The sequence below is a fragment of the Paracidovorax anthurii genome, assembly GCF_003269065.1.
Classification (GTDB): domain Bacteria; phylum Pseudomonadota; class Gammaproteobacteria; order Burkholderiales; family Burkholderiaceae_C; genus Paracidovorax; species Paracidovorax anthurii.
In genome coordinates this window covers 1-12,758 of sequence record NZ_QLTA01000019.1, presented here as the reverse complement: position 1 = coordinate 12,758, position 12,758 = coordinate 1, and the positions used below count along the sequence as shown (strand labels likewise).

The 12,758-nt window shown below is 70.1% G+C and carries 12 protein-coding genes; 8 read left to right on the top strand and 4 right to left on the bottom strand.

The features are described 5' to 3' along the window. Window positions 1–16 precede the first annotated feature (16 nt). The 3 genes from AX018_RS11165 to AX018_RS11155 are packed head-to-tail and all read left to right on the top strand — an operon-like array spanning window position 17 to window position 2,646. Window positions 17–616: a Maf family nucleotide pyrophosphatase gene (locus tag AX018_RS11165; protein ID WP_111877364.1), complete on the top strand. Its 600-nt coding sequence runs from the start codon at window positions 17–19 to the stop codon at window positions 614–616. Then, window positions 613–1,413, top strand: a complete 801-nt coding sequence (locus AX018_RS11160; protein WP_111877363.1) for an SAM-dependent methyltransferase — start codon at window positions 613–615, stop codon at window positions 1,411–1,413. The genes AX018_RS11165 and AX018_RS11160 overlap by 4 nt, the downstream gene beginning before the upstream one ends. 12 nt (window positions 1,414–1,425) lie before the next feature. After that, window positions 1,426–2,646, top strand: a complete 1,221-nt coding sequence (locus AX018_RS11155) for a toxin-antitoxin system YwqK family antitoxin (RefSeq protein WP_245951516.1) — start codon at window positions 1,426–1,428, stop codon at window positions 2,644–2,646. A gap of 68 nt (window positions 2,647–2,714) precedes the next feature. On the opposite strand, the gene AX018_RS11150 is transcribed toward AX018_RS11155, so the two are convergent. From AX018_RS11150 to AX018_RS11135, 4 genes are read right to left on the bottom strand one after another with little or no spacing between them, the layout of a single operon-like run. Next, on the bottom strand, window positions 2,715–3,764 hold the full coding sequence (locus tag AX018_RS11150) for a S49 family peptidase (RefSeq protein ID WP_111877361.1): 1,050 nt from the start codon (window positions 3,762–3,764) through the stop codon (window positions 2,715–2,717). Between the two features lie 8 nt (window positions 3,765–3,772). Next, window positions 3,773–4,150, bottom strand: a complete 378-nt coding sequence (locus AX018_RS11145) for a Rieske (2Fe-2S) protein (protein WP_111877360.1) — start codon at window positions 4,148–4,150, stop codon at window positions 3,773–3,775. A gap of 20 nt (window positions 4,151–4,170) precedes the next feature. Further along, window positions 4,171–4,839 (bottom strand): HAD-IA family hydrolase, encoded by a 669-nt coding sequence (locus AX018_RS11140; RefSeq protein WP_111877359.1) that lies wholly within the window; start codon window positions 4,837–4,839, stop codon window positions 4,171–4,173. A gap of 12 nt (window positions 4,840–4,851) precedes the next feature. Continuing rightward, entirely contained in the window at window positions 4,852–5,877 is a 1,026-nt protein-coding gene (locus AX018_RS11135) for an RluA family pseudouridine synthase (protein ID WP_111877358.1), read from the bottom strand. 581 nt (window positions 5,878–6,458) lie between these two features. Between AX018_RS11135 and AX018_RS11125 the strand changes: the two genes are divergently transcribed. The 5 genes from AX018_RS11125 to AX018_RS25925 all read left to right on the top strand — a co-directional run. Beyond that, window positions 6,459–9,539: an Rne/Rng family ribonuclease gene (locus tag AX018_RS11125; protein WP_111877356.1), complete on the top strand. Its 3,081-nt coding sequence runs from the start codon at window positions 6,459–6,461 to the stop codon at window positions 9,537–9,539. A gap of 161 nt (window positions 9,540–9,700) precedes the next feature. After that, window positions 9,701–10,480, top strand: coding sequence for a peroxide stress protein YaaA (gene yaaA, locus AX018_RS11120; RefSeq protein WP_111877355.1), 780 nt, complete (start codon window positions 9,701–9,703; stop codon window positions 10,478–10,480). Between the two features lie 91 nt (window positions 10,481–10,571). Further along, on the top strand, window positions 10,572–11,477 hold the full coding sequence (locus AX018_RS11115; RefSeq protein ID WP_111877354.1) for a 2OG-Fe(II) oxygenase: 906 nt from the start codon (window positions 10,572–10,574) through the stop codon (window positions 11,475–11,477). 70 nt (window positions 11,478–11,547) lie between these two features. Then, a complete protein-coding gene (queF, locus tag AX018_RS11110) occupies window positions 11,548–12,393 on the top strand; it encodes an NADPH-dependent 7-cyano-7-deazaguanine reductase QueF (RefSeq protein WP_111877353.1) in 846 nt (281 codons plus the stop codon). 107 nt (window positions 12,394–12,500) lie between these two features. Then, the coding region (locus tag AX018_RS25925; protein WP_211322413.1) for a transposase domain-containing protein at window positions 12,501–12,758 on the top strand (258 nt) is incomplete at its 3' end.

The window sequence follows — 12,758 nt, the reverse complement described above, 5'->3', positions numbered from 1 at the left end:
TAAGAGAATCGCCGCCATGCCCGACTCTCCCTCCCTGATCCGCCCGTTGGTACTGGGCTCGACGTCCCGCTACCGGCGCGAACTGCTGTCCCGGCTGGGCCTCGACTTCGATGTCGCAGCCCCCGATGTGGACGAAACACCCGCGCAGGGCGAGCCCCCCCGGGACCTCGCCCTGCGCCTCGCGCTCGCCAAGGCGCGGGCCGTGTCCGCTCGGCACCCCGGGGCCATCGTCATCGGGTCCGACCAGGTGGCAGACCTGGCGGGCGAGCCGCTCGGCAAGCCGGGCACCCATGAGCGCGCGGTGGAGCAACTGCAGCGGATGCGCGGCCGCGCAGTGGTCTTCCAGACGGCCCTGGCGGTGGTGTGCGTGGCCACCGGCTTCGAGGCCGTGGACATCGCGCCGGTGGAGGTCCGCTTCCGGGACCTTTCCGACGCGGAGATCGAGCGCTATCTGCGCACCGAGCAACCCTACGACTGCGCGGGCAGCGCCAAGAGCGAAGGCCTGGGCATCAGCCTGCTGGAAGCCATCGTGAGCGACGATCCCACCGCGCTCGTGGGGCTCCCGCTGATCCGCACCTGCCGCATGCTGCGCGCTGCGGGAATGGTGCTGCCATGACGGCGGACACGCCCTCTGGCGCGCCCCCGCACGGCGCCCTGTACCTCGTCCCCGCGCCGCTCGATTTCGGCTGCGATGCCCAGGCACCGCTGGAGGAAGCCCTGCCCGCCGGCACGCTGCAGGCGGCCGCGCGGCTCACGCACTGGGTCTGCGAGAACGCCAAGAGCACCCGCGCCTATCTCAAGCGCATCGATGCGCTCCACCCGCTGGCGGCGCCCCTGCAAGGCCAGCAGATCACGGAGCTGCCGCGCGAGGTCCACAAGAAAGGGGACCACGCGGGCATGGGCCAGGCGGCGCACTTCGACGCCCGGAGCCTGCTGGCGCCGGCGCTCGTGGGCCACGACATGGGCCTGGTAAGCGAGGCCGGCATGCCGGCCGTGGCCGACCCGGGCAGTTCGGTGGTGCGCGCCGCCCACGACCTGGGGCTGCGCGTGGTGCCGCTGGTCGGCCCCGTTTCGCTGCTGCTGGCCCTGGCGGCGAGCGGGCTCAACGGCCAGGGTTTCGCGTTCAACGGCTACCTGCCCCAGGATGCCGCCCAGCGCGCCCAGCGCATCCGCGAGCTGGAGGCCATCGCCCTCAAGCAGGGCCAGACCCAGCTCTTCATCGAGACGCCCTACCGCAACGCCGCGCTGTGGCAATCCCTGGTGCAGGCGCTGCAGGCCAACACCCGCCTCGCGATTGCCAGCGGCCTGACCCTGGCACACGCACGCACGTCGAGCCGCCTGGTACGCCAGTGGCGGCAACAGCCGGAGCCCCCGGACAACCGCACGCCCGCGGTATTCGCCATCGGGCGCTGAACACCTGCCGCCATGCCACGCCACGCCCTGTCGATTGCTACTATTTTCATAGCATACTTTGCAATAAATACGGCGACATACGCGATCATTCGCTGCGAAATGGACGGTCAGGCCGTCAATCCGGCCCATGGCGCCGAGTTGGCCGGGCGGTCCGGCCTGCTGCAGTGCCGGGAACAGGACACGGGCCGCCTGCAGCGCGAACAGACCCTGCGGGAGGGCCGCTTCGTGGGGCCGGAGCGCTTTTTCGACCGGGAGGGTCGGCTCCTGCGCGAGCGCAGCGTGAACGAGCGCGGCAACAGCGAAGGCCGGGTGGTGGAGTTCTGGCCCGACGGCCGCGTGCGGCGCGAGGAGTTTGCCGTCAATGGCCGCACCCAGGGGCTGGTGCGGAGCTTCGACAGCCAGGGCCGGCTGGAACGGCTCACCTTCCATGGCGAGGGGCGCGAACTCTTCTCCGCCAGCTACAACCCGGCGGGCCAGCCCACGCGGCTGCTCTGCCCGGCCAGCAGCGTCACCCTGGAAGACCGCCCCCTGTGCGGCTTCGGCCCCGGCGGTGCCGCCGACACCGTGCTCTACACGGCCGACGGCGGCAAAGCCGCCCAGCGCCGCTACGAGAACGGGCGGCTCATGGCCGCCTCCGAGTGGAATGCGCGGGGGGAACTGGCCACGCAGTGGCTTTTCGAGCAGGGCCGCCGCGTGCAGCGCAGCTTCAGCGCCGAAGGCCCGGCCGGCACGGGCACCCTGCCCGCACCCGTGCGCCGCGAGGAGCGGATCTACGAACCCGACGAGCGCCCGCTGACCGACCGCGGCGGGCAACCGGCCACCCTGCGGCGCTGGAGTGCCGGCGGCCAGCTCATCGAGCAGATCGGCTACACGGCCGGCCGCGAGACGCTCCAGGAACGCTGGTACGCCAACGGCGAGCGCCGCGAGCGCACCGTGCTGACGGGCACCGGGGACGCCGCCCGGCTGCAGAGCGAACTCTTCAACGACGAAGGTCGGCTCACGCACCGCAGCCTTTTCACGGCCGACCGGCGACCCACGGGCGTGCAGCAGCGCTTCCATGCCAACGGCCGCCTGGCGCGCGAGGAAACCTTCAGCGCCCCCGACAACCGGGGCCGCACCCGCATCGAGGCGCGCAAGGAGTGGTCTGAGGACGGCGAGTTGATGGCGGACGACATCCTGCTGGAAGACGGCTCGCGCCAGCGCAAGGCGGGAGCGGCGGCTTCGCCCCCATAAAGAAAGAAGGGGCGCCCGATGGCGCCCCTTCTTTCTTGCCGGATGCGGCGGAAGCGACGAACGGCGCTTCAGCGCACGGCCGGCACGCTCTTGATGGCGCGCATCGCGGTTTCGCCCATGGCCGCGCCGAACTTCTTCACGAGGCGCTCGGCCACGTTGTCGCGGCGCGTGTAGTCGATGATCTCTTCGGCCTTGACGACTTCGCGGGCCACGTAGTCCAGGTTGCCCAGATGGTCGGCGAGGCCCATCTCGACGGCCTGCTGGCCGGTCCAGAACAGGCCGCTGAAGGTGTCGGCCGTGGGCTTGAGGCGATCGCCCCGCCCTTGCTTGACCACGTGGATGAACTGCTGGTGGATCTGGTCCAGCATGGCCTGCGCGTAGGCGCGCTGCTTTTCGGTCTGGGGGCTGAACGGATCGAGGAAGCCCTTGTTCTCGCCGGCGGTGAGCAGGCGGCGCTCCACGCCGAGCTTCTCCATGGTGCCCGTGAAGCCGAAGCCGTCCATCAGCACGCCGATGCTGCCCACGATGCTGGCCTTGTCCACGAAGATCTGGTCCGCGCCGGCGGCGATGTAGTAGGCGGCCGACGCGCAGGTCTCCTCGACCACCGCGTACACCGGCTTGTTGTACTTGGCCTTGAGGCGCACGATCTCGTCATTGATGATGCCGGCCTGCACCGGGCTGCCGCCCGGGGAGTTGATCAGGAGCACCACGGCCTGCGAGCCCGAGTCCTCGAACGCGCTGCGCATGGCGGCCACGACGAACTCGGCGCTGGCTTCCGCGCCCGAGGCGATCTCGCCCTTCACATCGACCACGGCCGTGTGGGGCGTGCTCTTGCTCGGGGCGGCCATGTCGCGCGCCAGCAACACCCAGGCCACCGCGACCAGGAACACCAGCCAGGCCATGCGGGTGAAAACCCTCCAGCGGCGCGCGGAACGCTGCTCCCTGAGGGTGGCGAAGACCAGTTTTTCGAGGACGTCGCGCTCCCAACCCGGCGCCTTGCCGGCGGATGCCTCGGCATCTTTCACTCCTTTTTCAGGAGCAGGCTTCGCCCACAGATCGGGAGTGGGCGGCGGATTTTGTCCCAGGCCGGATGGCTCGTTCCGGGTCGGATCGGTCATGTGATTTCTCAGAATTCCACGGGTTGCACGTGGCGGTCAGTATGCCAGCGCACCATCCCGAGCTCTTCCGAAATCGCGATCTTCACGAGTCCGCCACGGCAGGGGCCGCCCGCGCACTCGCCGGTATCGGGGCGGTAGGCGGCGCCGTGCGTGGCGCACAGCAGCCATTGGCCGCTGTCGTCGAAGAAGCGGTTCGGCTGGTAATCCATCTCCATCGCCACATGGGTGCAGCGGTTCAGGTAGGCCTGGGGCCGGCCCTGGTGGCGGATGGCGAACGCGCGGCAGGGCTGGCCGGCATACACCACGTCGAACGGCACGGCGAGGCCGCCATCGATCAGGTCGGCGCTGGCGCACAGGGCAACGGGCTGGCCGGCGGGAGAAGCCATGCGGGCGATCCGGGCGGCGGTCAGCCGTTGAGCACCAGCCAGTCGTGCAGGTCGCGCACCGAATGGGCGACATGCAGCGGCGCCAGCGCATGGAAGCCGGAAGGCTCGTGGGCGCCATAGCTCACGCCCACGCTCGCGCAGCCGGCCGACACGGCCATCTGCAGGTCGTGCGTGGTGTCGCCGATCATGAGCAGCCGCTGCGGCGCCACGTCGAACTCGGCCATCAGCTCCTGCAGCATGAGCGGATGGGGCTTGCTGGCCGTTTCGTCGGCCGTGCGGGACGCATCGAACATGCCGCGCAGCACCTTGGCATGCAGCACCTCGTCGAGCCCGCGGCGGCTCTTGCCGGTGGCCACGGCCAGCAGGTGGCCGCGCGACCGCAGGTCTTCCAGCATGGGCAGCACTCCATCGAACAGGCTCAGGTCGTCCTGGTGGCGCGCGTAGTGGTAGCCATAGCGGCTGCGCAGTTCGGGGTATTTCTCGGGCGGCACGTGGGGCGCGGCGTGCGCCAGCGCCTCCATCAGGCCCATGCCGATCACCCAGGCCGCGTCGCGGTCGCTGGGCGCCTGCCCGCCAACGTCGCGCACGGCATCCTGGATGCAGCGCACGATGATGGCGGTGGAGTCGAACAGCGTGCCGTCCCAGTCGAAGGCGATCAGGTCGAAGCGGCGGGGGCGGGATGCGGACATGGCGGGCGGGAGTCAGGTGGGGATGGCGGCGAGGAAGCCGGCCAGCTCCGGCGGCAATTCGGCATGCAGCTCGATGCGCTCGCCGCTGGCGGGGTGGCTGAACTGTAACCGCCACGCATGCAGGAACATGCGCTTGAGGCCGTGCTTGTGCACGCGGCGGTTCAGGTCGAAATCGCCGTACTTGTCATCCCCCACGATGCCATGCCCCTGGCTGGCCAGGTGCACGCGGATCTGGTGGGTGCGGCCGGTCTTGATGGTGACCTCCAGCAGGGTCATGGCGGGCAGGCCCTCGGCCGGACGGGCCGCCGCGCGGGAGCGCACCCGCACGAGGGTGATGGAGCGCATGCCATCGGGGTCGTCCGCCGTGGTGACGCGCACGCGGCGCTCGCCATCGGCCTGCAGGTATTTGTGCAGGGGCGCGTCGATCACCTTGAGCCGCTCGGGCCAGTCCCCGGCCACGAGGGCCAGGTAGGTCTTGCCGGTCTCCCGCTCGCGGAACTGGTCCTGCAGGTGGGTGAGCGCCGAGCGCTTCTTGGCCACGAGCAGGATGCCCGAGGTCTCGCGGTCCAGCCGGTGCACGAGTTCCAGGAAGCGCGCCTGCGGCCGCGCCTGCCGCAACTGCTCGATGACGCCGAAGCTCACGCCGCTGCCGCCGTGCACCGCCACGCCGGCGGGCTTGTCCAGGGCAATCAGGTGATCGTCTTCCAGCAGCGGCGGGAATTCGCGCGCCGGAGCGGGCCTCTCGGCCTTCTCGGCAGCCTTCTCGGATACGCGCACGGGCGGCACGCGCACGATGTCGCCGGCCTCGACGCGGGTGTCGGCCTGGGCGCGGCCCTTGTTGATGCGCACCTCGCCGCTGCGGATGATGCGATAGACGTGGGTCTTGGGCACGCCCTTGAGTTCGCGTATCAGGAAATTGTCGAGCCGCTGGCCGGCGAATTCGGCATCGACCTCCACCATGCGCACCGTGGCGGGGCCGGGAGAGTTGGCGGCCGGGGGGCGGCCGGGCGCCGGTTTGGCCCCTATAATGTGTTTCACCTGTGCGACGTTGTGTAAGTGGTTGATTTGTCTGGAGTTTAGTCCACCCAACCCTGCAAGCCGCCCGGGCAAGGTCGATGCCAACGGGCGTCGTGCGCGCAGATCGCAGGCCCGTTGCCTGCGAAGGCCCGCATTCCGCACGGCCGGCTGACGAATTGAAACATCCAAACGGAATCCCCAGCCGGCAGGCCATCTCCTCTCCGAGACTGCCCTGCCGCGGATCAAAGCGAAAAACATGTTGGCGCTGATGGCTTGGTTCATGGTCCTGTGGCAGAGGCAAGCGCCTCTGGTATGGGCCATCCGCATGCCGGAAGCGCCTGCGTGGCGTGCGCTACCAGCCACCTTCTTCATGGCACCCAGGCACGCCTTCTCCATCGCCCCCATCCACGCCCCACCTCCCCGGCTGCCAAGCTAGATGCTTCGCGGCCGCCTGGCTTCAGCGGCAATTCCCCTCGTTTCAGTGCGTCGGCCCTGGCATCCATGGCTCCTGGAGAGCCTGTGTCATCGGTTGAACCCCCACGGGACGCATGCAGCCCCCTGCTGCGCAGCGTCCCGTACGCAACGAAAAAAGGAAACGCATCATGAAGCGGATGCTCATCAACGCCACGCAGCCCGAAGAACGGCGCCTGGCCATCGTGGACGGCCAGAAGCTGCTGGACTACGAGATCGAGATCGAAGGGCGTGAACAGCGCAAGGGCAACATCTACAAGGCCGTCGTCACGCGCGTGGAGCCCAGCCTGGAGGCCTGCTTCGTCGACTACGGCGAGGACCGCCACGGTTTCCTGCCGTTCAAGGAAATCTCCCGCCAGTATTTCGCCGAGGGCGTCTCGCCCAGCCAGGCGCGCATCAACGACGTGATCCGCGAGGGCCAGGAGCTGCTGGTCCAGGTCGAGAAGGAAGAGCGCGGCAACAAGGGCGCGGCGCTGACCACCTTCGTCAGCCTCGCGGGCCGCTACGTGGTGCTGATGCCCAACAACCCGCGCGGCGGCGGGGTCTCGCGCCGCATCGAGGGCGAGGACCGCGCCGAACTGAAGGAGGCGATGGACCAGCTCGAATACCCCAAGGGGATGAGCATCATCGCGCGCACCGCCGGCATCGGCCGCTCGGCGCCCGAACTGCAGTGGGACCTGAACTACCTGCTCAAGCTCTGGACCGCCATCGACGGCGCGGCCAAGGGCGGCAAGGGCGCGTTCCTGATCTACCAGGAATCGTCGCTGGTGATCCGCGCGATCCGCGACTACTTCAACAACGACATCGGTGACATCCTCATCGACACCGACGACATCTACGAGCAGGCGCACCAGTTCATGGCGCACGTGATGCCCGAGCATGCCGCCAAGGTCAAGCGCTACCGCGACGACGCGGCCCTGTTCAGCCGCTTCCAGATCGAGCACCAGATCGAATCCGCCTACGCGCGCACGGTGCAGTTGCCCAGCGGCGGCGCCATCGTGATCGACCACACCGAGGCGCTCGTCTCGGTGGACGTGAACTCCGCGCGCGCCATCAAGGGCGGCGACATCGAGGAAACCGCCACGCGCACCAACCTCGAAGCCGCGGATGAAGTCGCGCGCCAGATGCGCCTGCGCGACCTGGGCGGCCTGATCGTGATCGATTTCATCGACATGGAAGAGGCCAAGAACCGCCGCGAGGTCGAGAACCGCCTGCGCGACGCGCTGCGACAGGACCGCGCCCGCGTGCAGTTCGGCACCATCAGCAAGTTCGGCCTCATGGAGATGAGCCGCCAGCGCCTCAAGCCCTCGCTGAGCGAGGGTGCGCACATCCGCTGCCCGCGCTGCGACGGCTCGGGCCACGTGCGCGACACGGAAGGCTTCTCGCTGCAGATCCTGCGCATGATCCAGGAGGAGTCCATGAAGGACAACACCGCCGCCGTGCACTGCCAGGTGCCGGTGGAAGTGGCCTCGTTCCTGCTCAACGAGAAGCGCACCGAGATCGCCAAGATCGAACTCAAGCAGCGCGTGAGCGTGCTCATGGTGCCCAACAAGACCATGGAGACGCCCAAGTACAAGCTCGAGCGCCTCAAGCACGACGATCCGCGCCTGGACCACATCACGGCCAGCTACACGCTGGCCGAGGAGATGGAAGACCCCACGACCGTCACGCGCCGCTCGCAGGAGCCCACCAACAAGCAGACGCCCGTGATCAAGGGCGTGCTGCCCGACGCGCCCGCACCGATCGCCGAGCCACGCCCCGAGCCGACGCGCACGGGCGGCGCGCGCTCCGGCGCGGCGGCGGCCCCTGCCGCGGCCCCCGCACCGGCACCCGCGCCAGCGCCGGCGGCCCCGCAGGAGCAGGGATTCTTCGCATGGCTGCGAAGCCTCTTCGGCTTCGGCGAAACCCGGCCCGCACCGGTGGCCGCGCCGGCGCCGGCACCTGCGGCCGAGCCGCCGCGCGAAGGACGCCGTGACGGACGTGGCGGCCGGCGCGGTGGCGAGCGCAATGGCCGCGACGGCGGCCGGGACGGACAGCGCGATGCACAGCGCGAGAACGGCGGCGCGGAAGGCCGTGGCCGCCGGGGCGAACGCAGCGAGCGCCCGGAGGGCGAGGCCCCGCGCAACGGCCGAGGCCCGCGCGACGGTGAAGGCCGCGAAGGCCGCCAGGGCCGCGACCGTGAGAACGGCCGCGATGCGGGACGCGACAACGGCCGCGACGCCCTCCCCCGGGGCGAAGGAGAACTGGCCCCCCGGAATGGTCGTGAAGGCCGCGAGGGCCGTGAAGGTGGCCGGGGCCGCGACCGCCGTGACGGGGCCGATGCGCAGCGCCAGCCCCTGGCCGGCGCCGATGCGGCCCTGCCCCTGAACGCCGCCGAGGTGTCCGTGGACCACGGCGCGGCGCAGGAGCGCCAGGACCGCGCCGAGCGCGGCCCGCGCAATGGCGAGCGCCGCGAACGCCGGGAGCGCGGCGGCGAGCGCCGCGAACGCAGCCCGCGTGGCGACGAAGCCCAGGCCGAGTTCGTGGACACGTCGCCGCTCGCGACGCTGCCCGATCTGGACCTGAACGTGGGCGAATCCACGGCAGCGCCGGACGACGAGCCGCGCCGCGAACGCCGCTCGCGCGACCGCTACGGACGCGACCGCCGCGAGCGCGGCGACCGTGCCCCGCGCGATGGCGCCGAGGCCGAGCCGGTGCAGGCGGACGCCCCGCACTCCCCGTCCGTCCCGCAGGAGGACGACGCCCCGCAGGAGCCGCAACGCCGCAGCTATTTCAACAGCGCCCCCGCGCCGGCGGCCGAGCCGGCCCCGCAGGCCGCAGCACCGGCTCCGGTCGTGGCGGAAACGGCCGTGGCGGCGAGCGTGCCCGCCCCCGTGGCGGCTCCGGCCCCCGTGGCAGCTCCAGCCCCCGTGGCGCCCACGGCACCTGCCGCAGCGGCTCCGGCAGCGGGCATGCCGCGCGTGTCGGCCTTCACGCTGCCCGTGGATGAGCTGAGCCGCATCGCCGAAGGCTCCGGCCTGCAGTGGGTGAACTCCGATGCCGGGAAGATCGCTGCCGCCCAGGCCGCCATCGCCGCGGAGCCTCGCCCGGTCCACGTGCCGCGCGAGCGGCCCCCGGTGGTGGTGGTCGACGAAGGCCCGCTGGTGCTGGTGGAAACCCGCCGCGACCTGCGCGACCTGAAGCTGCCGTTCGAGCAGCAGGCCTCCGCCTGACGGCAAGGGCCCTCCGCCCGCAGGCGCCGCCTGGCGCCTGCGGGCGGGCTTCTTTTTCCGGGACGGGGCATGCGCCAGGCACGGCGCCCTCCGCGCGGCCCCCGGGCCGCCCTCCCCGCCGCCCGTCCCGCTCTCCCCCGATCCCCCGGACCCGAGCGCCCATGCTGTTCCTGCTGTCCCCCGCCAAATCCCTGGACTACGACACGCCGCTGCCCGAAGGGCTGGCGCACACGCTGCCGCCGTTCATTCCCGAGTCCACGCGCCTGATCGAGGTGCTGCGGCGCCAGTCGCCGCAGCAGATCGCCTCCCTGATGGACATCAGCGACGCGCTCGCCGGGCTGAACGTGGCGCGCTACGCCGCGTGGTCCCCGAAATTCAGCGCCGCCAACGCGCGGCAGGCCGCGCTGGCCTTCAATGGCGACGTGTACGAGGGCCTGCAGGCCCACGGCCTCGGCCACGAAGACCTGCAGTGGGCGCAGGACCACCTGGCCATCCTGAGCGGCCTCTACGGCGTGCTGCGCCCGCTCGACTGGATGCAGCCCTACCGCCTGGAGATGGGCACGCGCCTGGCCACGGAGGCCGGCGCCAACCTCTACCAGTTCTGGGGCCCGCGCATCGCGGAGCACCTGAACCGGCGCCTCGCGGCCGACGCCACGCCCGTGGTGGTCAACCTCGCATCGCAGGAATACTTCAAGTCCGTGGACACGCGCGTGCTCAAGGCCCGCGTGATCGAATGCGTGTTCGAGGACTGGAAGGGCGGCCGCTACAAGATCATCAGCTTCCACGCCAAGCGCGCGCGCGGCCTGATGGCGCGCCACGCCATCCAGCGGCGCATCGCCACCCCGCGCCAGCTCGAAGGCTTCGACCTCGAAGGCTATGCCTTCGCCCCTGCCGCCTCGGCGCCTGAGCGGCTCGTCTTCCGCCGCAAGACCTCGGAGTAACGCCCCGCGGAAAGACCGCATTCGGCGACCGAGTTTCCCGCGGGCGGTACCTTCCCGCTTCCCACCGGCCTTTCGCAGAGATCCACCCGCCATGTCCGCCACACGCCCCAGCACCTCGCCCGCGCATGCCGACGACAAGGACGCAGCGCTCTCCAGTTCCATCACGCCTGAATTGCGCACCTGGATCATCGCGCAGGCCCAGGCCGGCTTCACGGCATCCGTGGTGCTGCAGTCCATGCTCGACGCGGGCTGGAGTCCGGAAGTGGCCACCTATGCGATGGAGCACGTGCTGCGCGACCACCTCGAAGCCCTGGCCGTCGAGCAGGGCCAGCCCGCCGGCTCGCGCGTGCCCGAGCCCGATCTGGCGGACGCGCCCGGCTCCATCGACGTGGGCGACCGCCACGTGGAAGTGCTCATGGCCCTGGCTCAGCCGCGCATCGTGCTGTTCGGCAACCTGCTCTCGCCCGAGGAATGCGAGGCCCTGATCGACGCGGCCCGCCCCCGCATGGCGCGCTCGCTCACCGTCGCCACGCGCACGGGCGGCGAGGAGGTGAACGGCGACCGCACCAGCAACGGCATGTTCTTCCAGCGCGGCGAGAGCCCGGTGGTGGCGCGGCTGGAAGAACGCATCGCCCGGCTGGTGAAGTGGCCCCTGGAGAACGGCGAGGGCCTGCAGGTGCTGCACTACCGGCCCGGCGCCGAATACAAGCCGCACTACGACTACTTCGACCCCGCCGAGCCCGGAACGCCCACCATCCTGCGGCGCGGCGGCCAGCGCGTGGCCACGCTGGTCATCTACCTCAACAACCCCGAGAAGGGTGGCGGCACCACCTTCCCCGACGTGCACCTGGAGATCGCCCCGCGCCAGGGCAACGCGGTGTTCTTCAGCTACGAGCGCCCCCACCCGTCCACACGCACGCTGCACGGTGGGGCGCCCGTCGTCGCGGGAGACAAGTGGATCGCCACGAAATGGCTGCGCGAGGGCCGTTTCGAATGAAATCGCCTCCATGTCGCCGTATTTTCTACATAGTTTGCTATTAATAAAGTAGCAATCTCCACGAAACCCCATGAGCACTCCCGACCAATCGCAGCTGGGCCGCGCCGCCGCCTATGCCGACCAGTACGACGCCTCGCTGCTTTTCCCCCTGCCGCGGAAGCCCAAGCGCGACGAGATCGGCATCACCGGTGCGCCGCCCTTCTTCGGCGCGGACCTCTGGACCGCGTTCGAGCTCTCGTGGCTGAACCCGCGCGGCAAGCCGCAGGTGGCGATCGCGCACGTCACCGTGCCCTGCGAGACGCCGAACATCGTGGAGAGCAAGTCGTTCAAGCTCTACCTGAACAGCTTCAACGGCACGCGCTTCGCCGACGCGGCCGAAGTGCAGGCGCGCCTCCGCGCCGACGTGAGCGAAGCGGTCTGGCGCGGCGCGCAGCACCCGGCCACGGTGGGCGTGAAGCTCGTGCTGCCCGAGATGTTCGACCGCGAGCCCGTGCAGGAGCTCGACGGCCTGCTGCTGGACCGGCTGGACGTGGAATGCACGCAGTACACCCCGGCCCCCGAACTGCTGCACGCCCAACACGGCGAAGCCCCCGTCACCGAGACCCTCGTGAGCCATCTGCTCAAGAGCAACTGCCTGGTGACCGGCCAGCCCGACTGGGGCAGCGTGCGCATCCAGTACAGCGGCGCGCAGATTGACCAGGCGGGGCTGCTGCAATACCTCGTCAGCTTCCGCAACCACAACGAATTCCACGAGCAGTGCGTGGAGCGCATCTTCATGGACCTGTGGACGCGCTGCCGGCCCATCAAGCTGTCGGTGTACGCACGCTACACGCGCCGGGGCGGGCTGGACATCAACCCGCTGCGCACCAGCCACCCGCAGGCCCTGCCGCCCAACGTGCGCACGGCGCGGCAATAGGCCGGCCGGGCGCGGGCCCCGCCCGCAGGGCAATGCCAGTCAGATAAGCCCTTGGAAGTCTGATGGGAGCTAAAAAGGGAACGTGTGCAACACGTTCCCTTTTTGCTTTGCGCCTGCTCGAAAACACCCTGACCCAAACCCTGCAACAAGCCCCCAACGATAGCCTGGGGGAGCTGGCGCAGTTGATCGACAACGAGTGGATCACCCAAGCCCTTGCCGCCAGCGGCAAGGCCAGCATCCGCAGGCGCAAGCTTCCAGCCGAGCACGCCATCTGGCTGGTCATCGGCTTGTCGCTATATCGGCAACTGCCGATGTGGCAGGTGGTGCAGCAGCTGTCCTTGAGTCTGGGCGGCAACGATCTGCCC